Here is a 17,179-nt window from a genome sequence, read left to right on the forward strand (position 1 = left end):
GTTTGCGGGCCGGCGGGGTGGTTAGATTCGTACCGTGCTGGGCCTACCTGCTCATGTGACCGCCTGTCTCTTCGATCTGGACGGTGTGCTGACGCAGACCGCCCGAGTGCACAACGCCGCCTGGACGCAAACGTTCGACGAGTTCCTGCGCCAGCACGCGACGTCCACCGGGACTCCGTTCCAGCCGTTCGATCCCGGACCCGACTACAACAGGTACGTCGACGGCCGACCGCGCGCCGACGGCGTCCGGTCGTTCCTCGCCTCCCGTGGCATCGTTCTCCCCGAGGGCACCCCGGACGACCCACCGGACGCCGACACTGTGAACGGCGTCGGCAACCGCAAGAACGTCCTGCTACTGGAGCACCTGCGCACCGACGGCGTAGAGGTCTACCCGGGCTCGGTGCGCTACCTGGAGGCGGCGGCCGCCGCCGGGCTGCGTCGGGCAGTGGTGACCGCGAGCGCCAACGGGCATGAGGTGGTCGCCGCAGCCGGGGTGGACCGACTGCTGGAAGCGCGGGTCGACGGGATCGTCGCCCGGCAGCAGGGGCTGCGCGGCAAGCCACAGCCGGACACCTTCCTGGCCGGGGCCGCCCTGCTCGGCGTCGACCCCACCCAGGCTGCCGTCTTCGAGGACGCGCTCTCCGGAGTGGCCGCCGGTCGCGCCGGCGGTTTCGGCTTCGTGGTCGGCGTCGACAGGGTCGGTCAGGCCGACGAGTTGCTCGCGCACGGTGCCGACATCGTGGTCAAGGACCTCGCCGACCTGCTCGACGCCGGTGACGCCGACCCGCCGACGCGTACGGTCGACGCGACGACGAGCGACGATCGGGGCACCGCGTGATCCGGGAACGGGCCTATCCCGTCGAGCCCTGGCACATCCGGGAAACCCGCCTGGACATGGACGTGCTGGCCCAGTCGGAGTCGGTCTTCGCGCTGTCCAACGGTCACGTGGGCCTGCGCGGCAACCTCGACGAGGGCGAGCCGCACGGCCTGCCCGGCACCTACCTCAACTCGTTCTTCGAGCTTCGCCCGCTGCCGTACGCGGAGGCAGGCTACGGCTTCCCCGAGTCCGGGCAGACCATCGTCAACGTCACGAACGGCAAGCTGATCCGGCTGCTCGTCGACGACGAACCGCTCGACGTGCGCTACGGCGAGCTGATCTCCCACGAGCGGGTGCTCGACATGCGCGCGGGCACCCTGCACCGCGAGCTGCACTGGCGCTCCCCGGCAGGCCGTGAGGTCAAGGTCCGCAGTACCCGGCTGGTGTCGTTCACCCAACGGTCGGTGGCCGCGATCAACTACGAGGTGGAGGCCGTCGACGGCCCGCTGCGGCTCATCGTGCAGTCCGAGCTGGTGGCAAACGAGTCGCTGCCCGCGCAGAGCAAGGACCCCCGGGTCGCGGCGGTCCTGGAGTCGCCTTTGCAGGCCGAGGAGGAACTGACCACACCCGACGGCGGGCAGCTGATCCACCGCACAAAGGTCTCCGGGTTGCGGGTGGCCGCCGCCATGGAGCACGAGGTGCACGGTCCGGACCGCACCACGATCGAGTCCGAGGGGTACGAGGACTGGGTCCGTACGACCATCGCCTGCGTGCTCAAGCCCGGTGAGAAGCTGCGGATCGTCAAGTACCTGACGTACGGCTGGTCGAGCCGACGCTCCCTGCCGGCGTTGCGTGACCAGGTCGGCGCGGCACTTGCCGGCGCCCGCCTCGACGGATGGGAGGGGCTGCACCGGGAGCAGCGCAGCTATCTCGACGAGTTCTGGGACGCGGCGGACGTCCTCGTCGAGGGCGACCCGGAGATCCAGCAGGCCGTCCGGTTCGGTCTCTTCCACGTGCTTCAGGCCGGTGCCCGTGCCGAGCAGCGGCCCATCTCGGCCAAGGGGTTGACCGGCCCCGGGTACGACGGGCACGCCTTCTGGGACACCGAGATGTTCGTCCTGCCGGTGCTGACGTACACCCAGCCGAGCGCGGTCCGCAGCGCGTTGCAGTGGCGACACAGCACGCTTGACCAGGCACGCGAGCGGGCCGAGACACTCAACCTCAAGGGCGCCGCGTTCCCGTGGCGAACCATCGAGGGGCCGGAGTCCTCCGGGTACTGGCCGGCCGGCACCGCGGCGTTCCACATCGCCGCCGACATCGCGGACGCGCTGCGCCGGTACGTGCTCGTCACCGGCGACACCGAGCTGGAGCGGGAGATCGGGCTGGAGCTGCTCGTGGAGACCGCCCGGCTGTGGCGCTCGATCGGGCACCACGACCGGCGCGGCCAGTTCCACATCGACGGGGTCACCGGCCCGGACGAGTACACGGCCGTGAAGAACGACAACATCTACACGAACCTGATGGCGCAGCGGAACATGCTCACCGCGGCCGAGTCGGCGATGCGCTACCGCGACGAGGCGTTCCGCCTCGGCGTCACCGACGAGGAGGCGGCGAGCTGGCGGGATGCCGCCGCCGCGATGCACATCCCGTACGACGACGAGCTGGAGGTGCACCAGCAGGTGGAGGGGTTCACCCGCCTCCAGGAGTGGGACTTCGCGCACACGCCTGCGGAGAAGTACCCGTTGCTGCTGCACTATCCGTACTTCGAGCTGTATCGCAAGCAGGTGGTCAAGCAGGCCGACCTGGTCCTGGCGATGCACTGGCGGGGGGACGCGTTCACCCCCGAGGAGAAGCTGCGCAACTTCCTCTACTACGAGCGCCGGACGGTCCGTGACTCGTCGCTGTCGGCGTGCACGCAGGCGGTGCTGGCCGCCGAGGTGGGCTATCCCGAACTGGCGCACATCTACCTGCGCGAAGCCGCCCTGATGGACCTGCACGACCTCAACGAGAACACCCGCGACGGCGTGCACATGGCCTCGCTGGCCGGCGCGTGGCTCGCCCTGATCGGTGGGCTCGGCGGGTTGCGCGACCACGACGGTCAGCTGTCGTTCGCGCCCCGGCTCTCCAGCCGGCTCAGCCGCCTTGAGTTCTCGTTGCAGTGGCGCGGACTGGCGCTGCGCGTGGACGTCCGGCCGCACGAGACGACGTACTCGCTGCGACACGGAGGCCCGGACGACGTGGTGGAGCTGCGCCACCACAACCAGCTGCTGCGGGTCACCTCCGACGAACCGGTGACAGTACCCGTGCCGCAGGCGGAGCCGACGGCTGCGCCGGCGGAGCACCCGCCGGGCCGGTCGCCGCTGCTCCGGCTGCCCGAGCGCGACGAGTGACGGCCGGGACGGGAGTCTCCCGTCCCGGCCGTTGCACGCGTACGTCAGACGGGTTCTCCGGTCGACGGGCGGCCCAGGGCGTCCCTGGGGGCCATCGCCCGGGGATCGTCGGGCAGGCGGGCCTCGGAGGCCTCGTCCCCGAAGTTCCGGCTCCGCTCGATGTCCTGTTCGCGCCGGTTCCGTTCGTCCATCTGCTGCTGCCGGGAGGTCTGCTGCTTGGCCATGGCGATCCTCGCGATCCGTCGGGGCGCGGTTGCGCCTGCGCGGTCTGCGGTCACCTCCCGGCTACCCGGCGGCATCTGCGACAAACGCGGCCCAGGCCCGGGCATCCCGGGTGCGTGCGAAGCCCCAGGCGGGGTACGCGCGTGGGACGGGCGAGCGCGCGGAGGTGCGGTATGGACGAGCAGAGCAGCACGGTGACCATTCCGGTAGGGGACGTCCAGCTTCCCGCCGATCTGCTGCTGCCCGCTGATCCGGCCGGCGTGGTGCTGTTCGCGCACGGCAGCGGCAGCTCGCGGCACAGCCCGCGCAACGTGGCGGTGGCCCGGACGCTTAACGGGCGTGGTCTCGCCACTGTGCTCGTGGACCTGCTCACCCCGGCGGAGGAGGAGGTGGACGCGCGTACCGCCGAACCGCGGTTCGACATCGGGTTGTTGGCTGGCCGGCTGGCCGGGATCGTCGACTGGCTGGCGGTCGAGCGTCCCGCCGGGGACGTACCCATCGGTCTCTTCGGGGCCAGCACGGGTGCCGCCGCCGCTCTGGTCGCCGCCGCGTCCCGCGCGGACCGGGTGAGGGCTGTGGTGTCCCGGGGCGGTCGACCCGACCTGGCCGGTGCGGCGCTGGCGCGGGTGCGTACCCCCACGTTGTTGCTTGTCGGCGGCCTGGACGAGGAAGTGATAGTGCTCAACGAGCAGGCGCTCGGCGAGTTGGGTGAGGTCGGCGAGCTGCGGGTGGTCCCGGGCGCTACCCATCTGTTCGAGGAACCCGGCACGCTCGACCAGGTGGCCGACCAGGCAGGTGCCTGGTTCAGCGACCACCTGGTCGGCGAGGCCGTTCGTCGCAGCTGAGGCCGACGGGGTCAACCCGCCGGAGCGGCCGGAACCGCAAGGGTGGCAGTGGCCCGGTGCCGTTGGACGGTGTCGATGATGCGCCAGAGGACGGCGGTGATCGGGACACTGACGAAGGCCCCGGCGATACCGGCGATCAGGGTGCCGGCGGTGACGGCCACCAGGATCACCGCCGGGTGCAGTCGGACCTGCCGCTTCATCACCAGCGGTTCGAGCAGGTTGCCCTCGATCTGCTGGACGGCGATCACCGCCGCGAGGGTGAGCAGCGCCGTCGTCGGCCCGTTGGCAGCGAGGGCCACGAGCACCGCCACAGCGCCGGCCACCGTCGCGCCGATGATCGGTACGAAGCCGCCGAGGAAGGTGATGAGCGCCAGTGGCAGCGCCAACGGCACCCGCAGCACCACCAGGGCCAGGCCGATGCCGATCGCGTCGATAGCGGCGATCAGCATGGTGCCCCGGCTGTACGCGCCGAGCGTCTGCCAGCCGCCCCGACCGGCCTCGGCGACCACGGCCCGGTTCGGGCCGGTCATCCGGGACAGCACCCAGTGCCACATCGACCGGCCGTCCTTGAGCAGGAAGAAGAGCAGCACCAGGGCGAGCAGCGCGGAGCCGAACACCTCGGTGGCCGTCCGGGCGCCGGAGACCGGGTCCGGCGAACTGCCGCTCAACCCGTCCCGGGCCTGGCTGATCAGGCGGTCCAGTTGGGCGTCGGTGACGGGCAGGGTGGACGTGACGAAGTCCCGGCTGCGGTCGACGCCCTGGGTCAACTCCTGGCTGAGCTGGTCGAACTGGCTCGCCGTCAGGTTCCACACAAGCGCGCCGACGCCCACCAGGATGCCGAGCAGCAGCAGGACGGTGAGCAGCGCGGCAAGTGCCGCGGGCACCCGCAGCCGGCGAAGCCGGAGCAGCACCGGGTCCAGCAGTGCGGTGAGGAAGATGGTCGCGGCCAGCGCGATGGCGAGCGGTGCCAACAGCAGGGCGATCCGGCCCAGCAGGTAGAGCCCGGCGACGATGACCACCAGGCAGGCGCTCCACAGCACCGCGGTGCGGACCAGCCACGGCAGCGCCGTCCACGGGTTGCGCGGCTGTACGTCGTGCGTCGTCTCCCCGGAGTCTGCCCCGGGTTCCTCTGCCGCCATGTCGGTCCTCCTCGATGTCCGGGAGGTCGGTACCCGGCCTGACGCGCGCCGACACCCGTACCGCTCCAACGCGAGGTGGGCCGGTGTCGTGGCGGGTGCACACGGGACATCCGTTCCTGGCCGGCGAGTCTGGATCGTCCGAGTTTGGGCAACCCGGCTCAGGGAAGCCATCACTGACGCAGTCGGAAGTGGAGGAGGACCGCGATGAGCGACTTCATGGACAAGGCCAAGGACTTTGCGGACAAGCACGACAAGCAGGTTGACCAGGGGATGGAGAAGGCCGGCGACGCGGCCGATCGGCGCACCGGCGGAAAGTACGACGACCAGATCGACAAGGGCGTGGATCAGGCTCAGGCCCGTACCGGAGAGGGCGACCAGGTCCGCTGACACACCGGGACATCCCGGGCCGCCACCAAGTGGCGACCCGGGATGTCCCTTGCGGACCGTCACCGACCATCCGGCGACGGGTCAGTGCTGCCCTTCGCGTAGCTCGTCCATCGAGGTCGGCCGGCCGCTCAACGCGTCACGCACACGGTCGACCAGGCCGGTGCCGGGGGCGAGCAGCTTGTTCGCCGGAGGGCGGTCCGGTGCGCTCGGGTGCGGCCGGGTCGGCGCGATCTTCTTGATCGCCGTCACCTTGCCGGCCAGCTCGACAAGCTCCTCCCGGGCCGTCGCGGCACGCAGCCGGGGAAAGAGGTCGTTCTCCTCCTCCTGGACGTGGTGCCGGATGGTGCTGGTCAGGTGGGCGAGCAGTTCGTCGAAGCGCGGATCGGACGGGTCGACCGACTCCAGGTCCTTCATGGTCCGTTCGGCGTCGGCGTGCTCGGCGATCTCATGCTCGGCGATCTGGTCGCCGTCGGGCAGCGCCTTACGGGCCGTCGGATAGACGTACGCCTCCTCGGCAATCGCGTGGCGGACGAGTTCGGAGATCACCACGTCGACGAGTTGACGGCGGTACTCGGGGGTGCCCTGCCGCGTCTCCAACTCGACGAAGAGCGCCTCGACCTCATGGTGGTCGGTGACCAGGATGTCGACGACGTCCTGGTCGTCGACGGTCTGCGGATTGCTCATCTCACGTCCCCTTGCCGGTTGCGGATCGGTGGGTGTGTGTGGCCCCTGGTACCCCGCAGCGGTCTGACAAACCCATGGTCGCCGATGGATTGCCGGGACGACGCCCGGGTATCCGCCGCCATGGCCGACGACCGTCCACGACCCGGCCGCGGCCGGTCTCGACTCGAAACGGCTGCCGAGAAGAGCGGCCAGTTTGTCGAAACAGTGCGGCACCGCAGCGGGCAGGCCGGCCGGCTCCGGGCCCGACAGTGGGAGATCACCCTGGTGATCGCCGCCCAGGCAGGGCTGGCCGCGGCGCTCGCCGCCCTGATCGCCAAGCATTTCCTCGGCTCCGGCTCGCACGTCTTCGCCCCCGCCGCGGCCGTCGGTACGATCGCCACCGCCATCGGGCAACGAGCCCGGCGTACCTTCGAACTGCTGGCCGGCGTCGCGTTGGGCCTCATCATCGGCGACACGCTGCGCTTCGTCGTCGGCTCGGGGCCGTGGCAGACCGGCCTGGTCGTCGCCCTCGCCATCGCCACCGCCCTGCTGGTGGCCGGGAAGGGTGGCCCGCTTGTCGGGCAGGCCGGCGGTACCGCCGTGCTGATCACGACGTTGGCCCCGATGGAGAGCGGCCTTGAGGTGCCCCGGATCTTCGACGCGCTTGTCGGTGGCATCGTCGGCCTGGTGGTGGTCGCGTTGCTGCTGCCGGTCAATCCGCTGCGGGTGCTGGACCGGGCGGCGACACCGATCTTCGAGGTCCTCCGCGAGCAGCTCGCCGAACTCGCGCAGGCGGTGCGGGACCGCGACAGCGACCGGACGTTGCGTGTGCTCGACCAGCTCCGTGGCAGCGACGACGACCTGGGCCGACTGCACGACGCGCTGAGCGGGGCCGAGGAGGTGGTGACGATCGCGCCGGCCCGGTGGCACCGCCGCCAGCAGTTTCACAGGTACGCCCTCAGCGCGGGTCACCTCGAACGGTTGCTGCTGGACAGCCGCGCCCTGGCCCGCTGGTCCACGACAGCACTCCAGTACGACGAGCAGATCCCGCCGGAGCTGCCGGACGCGATCGCCCGGCTCGGTGCGGCGGTGGCGCAACTGCGTACGGAGTGCAGGGGCGATGACACCTTCCAGAACACCCGTACGCTTGTCGAGGAGTGCGCGAACCTGGCCGGGCGGGCGGCCGCCTGTGGGGTCAGGTCGTTCGGCGACGCCCTCGTCACCGGCCTGCGCACCGCGGCCAGCGACCTGCTCCGCGCCACCGGCTGCGAACCGGACGACGCCAACAGGATCGTGCGTGAGGCCGCCGGCGCCGGCGAGGCCGCCACGCACCCGCCGACCCGGCGACACCTGTACCGGATCCGGCCGACCCGTGCGTCGCGGTCCCGACGGCGGGCCGACCTGGCCACCCGTCGCCGTTACGACGGCAGGGCCGGCCTCCCCGACAGTGGGAGACCGGCCCGGTGAACCGTGCGGATCAGGAGGAGTAGCCGCGCTCCGCGATCCAGTTGGCGACCTTCGGCAGACCCATCCAGTACTCGCCGAGCGCCGGGTTGGCAGGGTCGGCGACCCGGATGGTGTCCCCGCCGTCGCGGTAGCCGACAAGCGTCACGTAGTGGCCGCCCTCGTACGAGTGCGGGTTGCCGCTCATGTCGACGGCCGTGCCCTTGATGTTGGCCACCACCGGCCGTCCGGCGTCGACAGCGGCCCGCACGTCGTGCCGCAACTGATCGACCTGGTCGGGGCGGGCCACCGGGTCACTGATCTCGGTCGTCCGGTACCTGTCGCCGGTGAGCGTGTTCAGCACCCGGGTGATGTCGAGGGCCGACGCGGTGCCCGACTCGGTGGTGCCGAGCAGTTTGGCGACGTCGTCCTGCGGCAGTGCCTTGCCCTGGGCGGAGAGCGCCATCCGGGTCGCGGCCGGCCCGCAGTAGTAGAAGTTCGGCTGCGCCTGGTAGTCGAAACCGAGCACCCGCTCACCGCTGCGGTTCGTCTGGTTCGACGACGTAGGGGCAGCCTGTGCCGGGGCGGAGGCCTGCGCAATGGCAGCCGGGCCGAGGGCACATCCGCCCGCGACCAGCAGGCCGACAACGGACAGACCGCTTTTCTGCATGATCGGGTTCATGGTCGAGTCTCCGTTCGAGGGGTTGGAGCCTCCGACTGGGCGGAGGGCAGCAGCACCGGGAATGGCGCTCGGCTCATCAGGGGACGACCCGCGGCGGTCTCGGCCGGGGGTCGTACGGGTGTAACGGCCCTGCTCCGGGCGGCATTCCGCTCTGCGGCGGCACCTCTGACCGCGCAAAACGCCCAAGGATCGTGATGTGGCTCGAACGGGCCGATCGGCGGCGGGTCAGAGGCTCCCGAGCAGCCGGGTCACGGTGATCTCGATGACCACACGTTCGGGATTCGGACGCGGGGTGCGATAACGGTCGGCGTAGCGGCGCTCCGCCTCGGCCACCGCCGACCGATCCGACCGGAGCACCGCCCGGCCCTCGATGGTGAGCCAGCGCCGGCCATCCACGTGGCAGACGGCCACCGGCAGGCCCGCCGGCCCGGCATCGGCCACATGACGTGCCTTGCGGGACGTACCGGAGGTGATCACCCGAGCCAGCCCGGACTCCGGATCGAAGGTGACCCCGACGGGCACCACGTGCGGGGTGCCGTCGGCGCGCAGGGTGGTCAACGTCGCGAGGTGCCGCTCCGCGCAGAAGGCCGCCACCCGGTCGTCGTGCCCGTCCAGCCGGTGATCGCCCGCCACGCCCGTCCCCTGTCCGTCGAACCGACCTCGATCATCGTACGGAGCGTCGGGCGGCCTCCGGAGCCGGCGGCGCGTCGGGCTGCCCGGGCAGCCGGCGACCCTCCGCCCGGCGCTTCTGCACCAGCCGGGTGAGGTAGATCAGCGCGCCGGCCAGGACACCCATGTCGTCCAGATAGATCGGGTCCGGAAGGATGTCGACCGGGAAGATCGCGTAGATGAGCGCCCCGTAGAAGACGACCTTGCCGCTCGCGCCGAGCCCGGTCAGCATCCGGCGGGTACGCACCACCCGCACCGCCAGCAGCACCGCGCCGACAAGTGTGGCGATCGCCAGGATGCCGGCGATCACCACGAGCACCCACGTCTCTCGGGACATGGCGTCACGCTAACCCACCGACGGCGGTCCGGCCCGCTGTCGGACCGCCGTGCCGTGCGGTCAGAACGCGGGGACCGCCGCGCGGCCGCGGGCGACCACCACGTTCTCCCGGGTCGGCTCGGTCAGCGGCCGGCCGACCTCGCTGAGCGGCAGCACCGATGACGACTCCGCCACCCGCCGCCCGGTCGCCTCGAGGGCCTCCGCGCGGAGGCTGCGGGCCGCCGCAACAGCCAGCTCGGCGGCCCGCCAGGCGGCCTGCTCCTGCTCCTGGGCGGCGACGTGCCGGGCCGCCAGGTTGTCGCGGATCGCCCGCTGGAGCACGAGTTCCTGCTCGACCGGGTGCAGCCGGGGGTCCCAGCCATTGCGGTACGCGAACACGTCGCTGAGCTGCTCCACCGACAGCTCCCGCCGCCAGTACGCGTCCAGCGCGGCCCGATGCAGGTAACGCTCGCGGTCGGCGTACTCGGCGGGGGTCTGGGTGGTGTACGGCAGTGGCATCGCGGAGGCCTCGGCGAGCCTGCGGACGCCGGCCTCGGCGGCCTCCAGTTCCTGCCACGCGGCCTCGACCGTCTCCTGCGCGGCCACCCACTCCGCCCGCAGACGCTGGGCGGTGGTGGTGGCGCGCTCGGCGGCCACCGCGACCTCCTGCGCGTAGCGGCTCTGCTCCCGTTCCTCCTGTGCCTCTTCGATCTGACTGGGCATTGCCGCGTCACGGATCCGCGCGGCCAGGTCGAGGCGGAGAAGGCCGGGGCGCAGCAGGAGTACGGCGACAGCGGCCACGACCACCCCGAGCAGGCTCAGCCAGATGACGGCGGCCCGGGGCACGTCGGGCAGGACGGCGGAGAGGACGGTCTGCATGATCAGCACCTCGCGGTCGAACAACGGGTATCGACGGATGGTCCTGACGGCACCGGGCCGGTGATCGAGCGATGTCGACGCGGTCGGCTCCGAGTGGTCGGGAGAAGCTGTTGGCGACCCGATGGGCCGGGACGCGCGTGACCCGGGGGCGGGTCGCGCGGATCGTCAGGCGGGCCGGGTCAGCGGGTGGGCGGGCCGCGCCGGGCGGGTGCGCCCCGGCCGGGCTCGATGGCCGGCGAGTGCTCCAGGCCAGCGGCGACCGGGCCGGTCGCCGTGGTGGTGACGGCTCCATCGGCCGCCTCGGAAGGGTTCGGCGGGCTCGCACTGTCGGCTGTCTGGGCAGCGGACGCGGCCTCGGGCCGGAGGGTGTCCACCCGGCTGCTCACGGCGATCGGCCGTGGCTGCGTCGGGGAGGGAGGCGGTGTCGCGGCGAGGGCGCCGCCGAGGCCGACAGCGAGCACCAGTGCGGTGAACGCCAGCCGGGTCAGCTCCCGCAGTGACCGCAGCACGACCCGCCGGGCTGGGCGGATCTGGTTTGCGGACGACACCCGACCAACCTATCCGCCGACCCGGCGTTGTGCAGCATGTCTGCCGCGCCAGCCGGGGTGACCGCTGCCACTGTGGCCACTGTGGACGGGGCCGACCGGGTGGGCATCCTGCACCGTGCGCGTGACGAACGGCCCGGCCTCAAGTGAGGCCGGGCCGTCAAGGTCCAGTGGTATCCGTCGACGCAGCCCGGCTGCGAGCCGTGCCGCCCCGGGGAACTGTCAGCTTGCGGTGCCGAGTACCGGCGGCGCGGCGTCCCCGCCGTCCTGCCACACCATTTCGTCCTCGGTCAGCCAGGTCAGGCGGTCGTCGGACTCGTCGTCGGTCGGCCGGCCGTTCCCGCCGAGAAGGCCGGGACGGTTGGTGCCCGACCCGCGGCCGGAACCCGCCCGGCCGGTCGCTCCCTGGCCCCCGGCTGCGGCAGCCCGGCCGGTGGCCTCGCCGCGCCGGCCGTCGATGCCGCGCCCGACGCCGCTCGCCGAACGGGTGTCGGCAGCTGCGGCACCACCGGTCGGCCGTGCCGACGGGGTGGGCGTGCTCGTCGAACCCGCAAGCGTGGACGTGCGCAGCACCCCGCCGGCCGGTGTCCCACCCGGTGCCCCGAAGAGCAGGCCCCGGCCGGTCCCGGCGCTGGCCGGTGCCGTGGTCGGCCCGGACATGCTGGCCAGCCCGGCGACGCCGCCGGCGAGCAGTGCCCCGCCGATCAGAGGGTTGGCACTGGCGAGGGAGGTGCCACCCGTGGAGGGGGCCGGACCGGTGACGACGCCGGGCGTGCTGCCGGTGACCGGGCCGCCTTCCTGGCCGGTGACGAACCCGGCGGGGACCGGGGCCGCGGACGTGTGGGTCGGCGTCGTGATCGTCGCGCCGCCGGTGTGCGCGAGGCGGCCGGTGGTGGTCGGGGCGGCGTGGGGCGTGGTGGTGCTCGGCACGCTGCGGGGCGTCGTCGGGTCCTGGTTGACAGTCTTCGGCGTCTCGGCGTCCGGACGCGGCGGGTCGACCACGCGGTCATAGGCGGACAGGTCGTAACCGGCGGCCAACTCGGCCACCACGTTCACCATCCGCTTGTGGGCCTTCTCCTGCTCGGCCTTGTCCTGCTGGTGGCCCATGATGCCGCCGACGACAGCCCCGGGCAGACCGAAGGCGGCGCCCTTGAGCGCACCGGAGATCGCCCGGTCGTTGTCGTCGGTCTCCTCCGGGCTCTCCGCCTGCTTGCGGGCGGTGCGGAGCTGGCCGGCCATCATGGTCAGGCCCTGCTTGACGCCGGTCATGCCCTCGCTGAGCGCGTCGGTGTGGCTGACGACCAAGGTCAGCCGCCGCTGGAACTCGCGGCCTGCCGAACCTGTCCAGCTGTTGCCGAGCTTCTCGATGTCGCCGCTCAGCTCCCGGCTCAGGCCGTCCAGGATGCCCTTCAGCGTGGCCCACTTGGCGGCCAGCTCATCGATCTGCTCGGGCTTGCCGGCCATCACCGCGTCGTACAGCTCCTGGTGGCTTTTGCCCTCATAACGCTGGGTGTATTCAGACACGCCCGTCCCCCTTCGGCTTGAGCGCCCGGTCGACCCCGCTCAGCGCCGAGTCGATGTCGGTGGCGTTTGCCGCGTTGCGCGCCTCGGCGGTGCGGTAGTTGGCGAGAATGGTGCTAGTGGCCTGCTGCGCCGCCAGCACAGCCTGCCGGAGCCGTTCGGCCTGTTCCACATAAGACTCGTGGACCGAGCTGTAGCGGCGGGCGTTCTGGGTGGCGTCGGTGAACAGGCCCAACGCCGGAGGGCTGCACTGCATCTCGGTGTTGAGCTTGCGCAGTACCGTCTCGGCCTGGCTGAGCCGCGCCGCGAGGTTCTTGTGGAAGTCCTCAAGGGACAGCAGGTCAACTTCCGTACGGCCGGTCATGGCTACATCCCCGTCGTTCTGGTTGACAACCGTCAGCGGAACCAGGTTAGTCCACCAGCGCAAGCCGAGGCGACCCGTGGCGCTCGCTCAGCCGTTGGTGCCCGTCGATGGCGTGCCACCTGGCGAGAAATGCGCGAGCGCGTCCTCGCGGTCCAGAGTCGGCCCGGTGGGGATCAGGGACAGCAGGGACCCGGGCACCGCCAGCGGGGTGACCCCCTCGTACCCGAGCGCCCCCAGTGCCTCGGCCGACCCGAGCGGATACCTGACGCCCTGCGGGCTGATCAGGTAGACAGTCGACCCGGCGGCGCCGGACCCGCTTGTGCCGGCGCCGGGAGCGGCCTGGGCCAGCACGCCCTTGCCGCCGGGCAGCAGCACCGACTCGGCAGTGCGGACCGCGTCCCGGTTGCTCTGCCGCACCGGCACCGAGTTCGGCTCGTTGGCGCTCAGCTCGGCAGGCGCCCGGTCGAAGACCTCAAGCGTGGTGGTCGGCGGGCCGCCCGCGGTGCCGGCCCGGTACGTCGCGCAGAGCAGCGTCTGCCCGGCGCGGGCCGGGTACAGGGAGGGAAGCGTCCGCGGCATCCCGTCCGGCTCCAGCCGCTGTTCGGTAAGCAGGCGGCCGGCCTGATCCGGCGTGATGTCGGTGATCTGACCGCCGCCGCTGATCAGCAGCAGCGCCGTGATCTCGCTGATCGAGACGAGCCCTTCGCGGGCCAGGACGTAGTGCTGCCCGGCCGCCTGGAACACCTGGCCGATGGTGGCCGGTCGGCCAGCCACGCTCAGCCCGCTACGGTCACCCAGGCCGGACAGCGACGGCTTGCGCAGCGGTGGCCCAGCCGGCAGGGCGTTGAGCAGTTGCTGCCCGACGGGCAGGGGCGCCGTGCCGCTCATCCGCAGCGCAGCGACCGACTGGTCGCCGCCGAGCACCTCGAGCCGGGCGTTGCCGGTGAGCAGGTGCCGCTGACCGTCCACCGTGACAAGCACGGCGCGGTCACCCAGCGGGGCGCCGCCGGGCAGCGCGCGGTCGATCACGACGCGGGTGGTGGAGCGGCGCGGGTCGACGGGGTCGGGTACGTCGCATACCGACCAGGGCAGGCCGGTCAACGACTTGCGGCCGGGCAGCGCGTCCGGGGCGCCGACGATGCCGACAGTGCGACCGCGCGGACGGTCCCGCAGCGAGGTCTGCGACATCGTCCGTACCTGCGGGTTCGGCTCGTTCAGGATCAGTCGGGCGGAGGTGTAGTTGAGCGTCGGGTGGAGCTTGCCCTCGACGAACACGTACGTCGCGCCGGTCTCCCGTTCGATGACCAGCGTGTTCTCGTCCAGCGGTGCGGTGTTGCCGGTCAACTGGCCGTAGGCGCCCACCCCGCCGAGCACCACGGCCGCGGCGATCGCGCTGCCGAAGACGGCCATGCCGAGCCGCCGCATTGGCAGGTTGGTGGTCTCCGGATCGCCCGACAGGAGAGCGGAGACGATCCGGCGGGTGACGAAGCGGTACGCCTGCACCTGATCGCGGCGGGTCCGCATGACTTACCTCCGGCGGGGTGGATCCGCGACGATCAGGTCAGGGTGCCGTCGCGGGCTTCCCTACGATAAGGGGCCGACGGCCGGCCCTCTGGCCCGCCGCCTGGTCGGCGCCGGGCGTTCCCCGGAGCAGAGCCACATCGTGCAGGAGGGACAGTCAGCGATGACGCAGGTTCAGGCGCGACCCGCCCGAGCGGTCACGAGCCCGTCCGACGTCCCGGCGCGGGTGGCCCCGGGCGTCGATCGACCGGGCCGGGGTCGTATCGGCCCGGTGCTTGTCGGCCAGCTCGTCGTGCTGGAGGTGTGTGCGGTCGGCGTCTGGGCCGCGACGGCCGGCCCGAGCTGGCTGCTCGCCGTGGCGGGTACCGTCGCGGTGCTGGTCGTGGCGGTGGTGTTCGCCCGGCGCGGTGGCCGCTGGTGGTTCGAGGACGTGCTGTTGCGCCGCCGGTTGCGGCGTCGCCGCCAACGCGCGGCGGCGGCGGCATTGGCGAGCGCTTCGGTCGCCGACCCCCGGTTGGCCGCGCTCGCACCCGAGTTGAGCGTCATCGAGCTGACCGACCGTGGCACCCGGCTGGGCATCGGGCAGGACGACCAGGGCTGGTTCGCGGCGGTTGCCCTGCAACCAGTCACCGGCGCGACGAGCGGTTCGGTGGACGCGTCCGTCGTGGACCGCGTACTGCGGGTGCTCAGCGACTTCTCGGCACCCGTCTCCCGGGCCCAGGTCGTCGCGCACACACTGGTCTGGTACCCGGCCTCCGGTGCGCCGCCGGCAGCGCACCGGTCCGTCTGGGTGGCGCTGCGGCTCACGATCCGCGACGCCCGGGTCGAGACCGTCAGCCGGGGCGGTGGGCTGCCCGGCGTACACCGGACGTTGGCCGCCGGGATCGGCCGGCTGGGCAAGGCGCTGACCGCCGCCGGGCTGGCCCACCGGCCGCTGGGCCGCGACGAGCTGCGCGCGGCAGTCGTGTCGGCAGCCGGCCTCGACCTGGTTCCGGAGACGCCGGCGGAGACCTGGCAGGGGCTGCGGGGCGGCGGCTGGACGCACCGTTGCCTGACCCTGCGGGGACGGCCCGACACCCCGCTCGGCCCGCTTGTGGACGCGATCACCGCCACGTCGGCACCGTCGCACACGGTGGCGGCGGTGGTCTCGTCCGACGGTCGCGTGGCGGCGCCGCTGCTGCGGGTCGCGGCGATGGACAACCACGTCGAGGCACTGGTCAAGGTCGTCCGGGACGTGGCACAGCGGGCCGGTCTCCCGGCCCGGCCGATGGACGGGCAGCACGGCCCGGGCATCTACGCCAGCGCGCCGGTCGCGTCGACGCCGGCCGGCAGGGTCAGGGCCGCAGGTTGACGATCCAGCCGTACAGGCCGCAGACCCAGAAGGCGAGCGGAACCAGCGAGATGATCAGCATGATCTCGACGATGTCGAGCAGCCGGCCCCAGACCGGCGAGATGCGCTTGCCTGCGACGGTCAGGCCGTAGATCAGGCTGATCACGGCCGCCAGCAGCAGCCCACCGAGGATGAGGCCCAGCCGGACCGGCAACGAACCCCCGGCGAAGGTGGCCGCCGCCGCCAGGCCCAGCCCGACAGTGCCGGCGAGCAGCACCGGGATGCGCTGCGCCCGGCCCAGGAGCGGACGGGCGCGCAGCAGCGAGAGCAGGGCCAGCACCAGGCAGAGCAGCACCGCCGGCAGCCGGCCGTCCAGTGCCAGCACCAACTGCGCGCCGAGCACCAGCACCGACACCGTCCACAGCAGACCGGTGAGGAACTGGTCGGCCCGGTCGCTGCGTTCGAGCACCTGCCGGCCGTCTACCGACTCGCTGTCGGTCTTCAGGTCCTCCGGACCGGTCGGGATCGACGGCACCGGCAGCCGGGCCAGCCGGTAGGCGATCATCGGCAGCGCCGGCACCGCGCCGAACGCGACGGCCGCCACCACCGCTGCCGCCGCTGCGGCGTCGAGCCCGAAGGCGAGGCAGAGCAGTGCGCCCAGACCGGCGCCCGCGCCCACCCCGATCGCGGCGAAGAAGAGCGGGTACCGGTCACCGACGGCCAGCACGGCCACCGCCCCGGCGACCACCACGGCGGTGGCCGCGAGCAGGGCGTGCGGGCTGCCCAGGTCGGTTAGTCGCAGGTCACCGGCGAGCAGCAGCAGACCACCGGTGCCCCCGTACACCAGGCCGACAATGGCCAGGACCGCGCCGGTCCGGCTGTCGCCTGCGGCGCGGGAGAGCACCGCCGCGCCGACAAGCAGCGCCACTGCGACAAGCAGGGCGGCCATCGCGCCGGGCAGGTGCGGCGGGCCGGTGAAGAGGGCGGCCACCGCGCCGGCGCCGAACGCCGCCGCGGCGAACAGCACCGCGAACGACCGGGTCGTGCTGACCTGCCAGGAGCCGGGACGCTGGTTGGTGGCGGTCGCGACCGCATCCACCACGTCGTCGAAGACGATCTCCGGCGCCGCCGCCGACCGGGGATTGAAATACAACACCTCGCCGTCGCGTACGCCCAACTGCGCGGCGGTACGCCCACCGTCCAGCGGTGCGCCGCCCAGCCGGGACAGCGCCCAGCCGCCGTGCCGCACACCCTCGTCGGCCAGGTCCTCCCCGGCGTAGCGCAGCAGCGTGGGAAGCAGGTCGGCCATCGGTACGTCCGACGGCAGAGCCAGGTCCATCCGCGTACGGGGAGCCACGATGGTGATCCGGCTCAGGCCACCGGTCGCCGTCTTCGTCGCCACAGTGGCCTCCTGGGTCGTCCTACGCTCGGCGGGCGGCGGTGCCG

At 72.3% G+C, this 17,179-nt stretch carries 18 protein-coding genes; 6 read left to right on the plus strand and 12 right to left on the minus strand.

The annotated features are described in order from the left end of the window. Nucleotides 1-34: 34 nt before the first annotated feature. Nucleotides 35-838 carry an HAD family phosphatase gene (locus ADK66_RS23540; RefSeq protein WP_053658874.1) on the plus strand — a complete coding sequence of 268 codons (804 nt, stop codon included), beginning with the start codon at nucleotides 35-37 and terminating at the stop codon, nucleotides 836-838. Further along, nucleotides 835-3,207: a glycoside hydrolase family 65 protein gene (locus tag ADK66_RS23545; protein ID WP_053658876.1), complete on the plus strand. Its 2,373-nt coding sequence runs from the start codon at nucleotides 835-837 to the stop codon at nucleotides 3,205-3,207. The genes ADK66_RS23540 and ADK66_RS23545 overlap by 4 nt, the downstream gene beginning before the upstream one ends. Nucleotides 3,208-3,251: 44 nt before the next feature. Here the strand turns inward: ADK66_RS23545 and ADK66_RS23550 are convergent, their stop codons facing one another. Beyond that, complete coding sequence (locus ADK66_RS23550) at nucleotides 3,252-3,431, minus strand: hypothetical protein (protein ID WP_053658878.1); 180 nt, start codon at nucleotides 3,429-3,431, stop codon at nucleotides 3,252-3,254. A gap of 171 nt (nucleotides 3,432-3,602) precedes the next feature. Here ADK66_RS23550 and ADK66_RS23555 point away from each other — a divergent pair, with 171 nt between their 5' ends. Next, nucleotides 3,603-4,274 carry a dienelactone hydrolase family protein gene (locus ADK66_RS23555; RefSeq protein WP_053658880.1) on the plus strand — a complete coding sequence of 224 codons (672 nt, stop codon included), beginning with the start codon at nucleotides 3,603-3,605 and terminating at the stop codon, nucleotides 4,272-4,274. A gap of 11 nt (nucleotides 4,275-4,285) precedes the next feature. Here ADK66_RS23555 and ADK66_RS23560 read toward each other — a convergent pair whose 3' ends face one another. Further along, nucleotides 4,286-5,413, minus strand: coding sequence for an AI-2E family transporter (locus tag ADK66_RS23560; RefSeq protein ID WP_053658882.1), 1,128 nt, complete (start codon nucleotides 5,411-5,413; stop codon nucleotides 4,286-4,288). 204 nt (nucleotides 5,414-5,617) lie between these two features. On the opposite strand from ADK66_RS23560, the gene ADK66_RS23565 reads away from it, so the two are divergent. Beyond that, on the plus strand, nucleotides 5,618-5,800 hold the full coding sequence (locus ADK66_RS23565) for an antitoxin (RefSeq protein WP_053658884.1): 183 nt from the start codon (nucleotides 5,618-5,620) through the stop codon (nucleotides 5,798-5,800). 81 nt (nucleotides 5,801-5,881) lie between these two features. Here the strand turns inward: ADK66_RS23565 and ADK66_RS23570 are convergent, their stop codons facing one another. Then, the gene (locus tag ADK66_RS23570; protein WP_053658886.1) at nucleotides 5,882-6,484 is read right to left on the minus strand and encodes a hemerythrin domain-containing protein; all 603 of its coding nucleotides are present in this window, start codon (nucleotides 6,482-6,484) and stop codon (nucleotides 5,882-5,884) included. A gap of 204 nt (nucleotides 6,485-6,688) precedes the next feature. On the opposite strand from ADK66_RS23570, the gene ADK66_RS23575 reads away from it, so the two are divergent. Next, complete coding sequence (locus ADK66_RS23575; protein ID WP_231640162.1) at nucleotides 6,689-7,930, plus strand: aromatic acid exporter family protein; 1,242 nt, start codon at nucleotides 6,689-6,691, stop codon at nucleotides 7,928-7,930. A 10-nt stretch (nucleotides 7,931-7,940) separates the two neighbouring features. Here the strand turns inward: ADK66_RS23575 and ADK66_RS23580 are convergent, their stop codons facing one another. The 8 genes from ADK66_RS23580 to eccB all read right to left on the minus strand — a co-directional run bounded on the left by ADK66_RS23580 (nucleotide 7,941) and on the right by eccB (nucleotide 14,406). Further along, entirely contained in the window at nucleotides 7,941-8,588 is a 648-nt protein-coding gene (locus ADK66_RS23580; protein WP_053658889.1) for a C39 family peptidase, read from the minus strand. A gap of 225 nt (nucleotides 8,589-8,813) precedes the next feature. Next, entirely contained in the window at nucleotides 8,814-9,221 is a 408-nt protein-coding gene (locus ADK66_RS23585) for a pyridoxamine 5'-phosphate oxidase family protein (protein ID WP_053658891.1), read from the minus strand. A gap of 31 nt (nucleotides 9,222-9,252) precedes the next feature. Further along, nucleotides 9,253-9,594, minus strand: a complete 342-nt coding sequence (locus ADK66_RS23590) for a YkvA family protein (protein ID WP_053658893.1) — start codon at nucleotides 9,592-9,594, stop codon at nucleotides 9,253-9,255. Between the two features lie 60 nt (nucleotides 9,595-9,654). Next, on the minus strand, nucleotides 9,655-10,452 hold the full coding sequence (locus ADK66_RS23595; RefSeq protein ID WP_053659423.1) for a hypothetical protein: 798 nt from the start codon (nucleotides 10,450-10,452) through the stop codon (nucleotides 9,655-9,657). Nucleotides 10,453-10,631: 179 nt separating this feature from the next. Beyond that, nucleotides 10,632-11,000: a hypothetical protein gene (locus ADK66_RS23600; RefSeq protein WP_053658895.1), complete on the minus strand. Its 369-nt coding sequence runs from the start codon at nucleotides 10,998-11,000 to the stop codon at nucleotides 10,632-10,634. Between the two features lie 219 nt (nucleotides 11,001-11,219). After that, a complete protein-coding gene (locus tag ADK66_RS23605) occupies nucleotides 11,220-12,521 on the minus strand; it encodes a WXG100 family type VII secretion target (protein WP_053658897.1) in 1,302 nt (433 codons plus the stop codon). After that, nucleotides 12,514-12,882, minus strand: coding sequence for a hypothetical protein (locus tag ADK66_RS23610; RefSeq protein WP_053658899.1), 369 nt, complete (start codon nucleotides 12,880-12,882; stop codon nucleotides 12,514-12,516). Before ADK66_RS23610 ends, ADK66_RS23605 begins: the two co-directional genes overlap by 8 nt. Nucleotides 12,883-12,969: 87 nt before the next feature. Next, the gene (eccB, locus tag ADK66_RS23615; protein ID WP_053658901.1) at nucleotides 12,970-14,406 is read right to left on the minus strand and encodes a type VII secretion protein EccB; all 1,437 of its coding nucleotides are present in this window, start codon (nucleotides 14,404-14,406) and stop codon (nucleotides 12,970-12,972) included. A gap of 160 nt (nucleotides 14,407-14,566) precedes the next feature. Here eccB and ADK66_RS23620 point away from each other — a divergent pair, with 160 nt between their 5' ends. Next, complete coding sequence (locus ADK66_RS23620; RefSeq protein ID WP_053658903.1) at nucleotides 14,567-15,754, plus strand: type VII secretion protein EccE; 1,188 nt, start codon at nucleotides 14,567-14,569, stop codon at nucleotides 15,752-15,754. Here the strand turns inward: ADK66_RS23620 and eccD are convergent. Beyond that, nucleotides 15,738-17,135, minus strand: coding sequence for a type VII secretion integral membrane protein EccD (gene eccD / locus ADK66_RS23625; protein WP_053658905.1), 1,398 nt, complete (start codon nucleotides 17,133-17,135; stop codon nucleotides 15,738-15,740). The two genes, ADK66_RS23620 and eccD, sit on opposite strands and share 17 nt — an antisense overlap. Nucleotides 17,136-17,179 lie beyond the last annotated feature (44 nt).

This window comes from Micromonospora sp. NRRL B-16802 (genome assembly GCF_001279555.1).
In the GTDB taxonomy this organism is placed as follows: Bacteria; Actinomycetota; Actinomycetes; order Mycobacteriales; family Micromonosporaceae; genus Micromonospora; species Micromonospora profundi.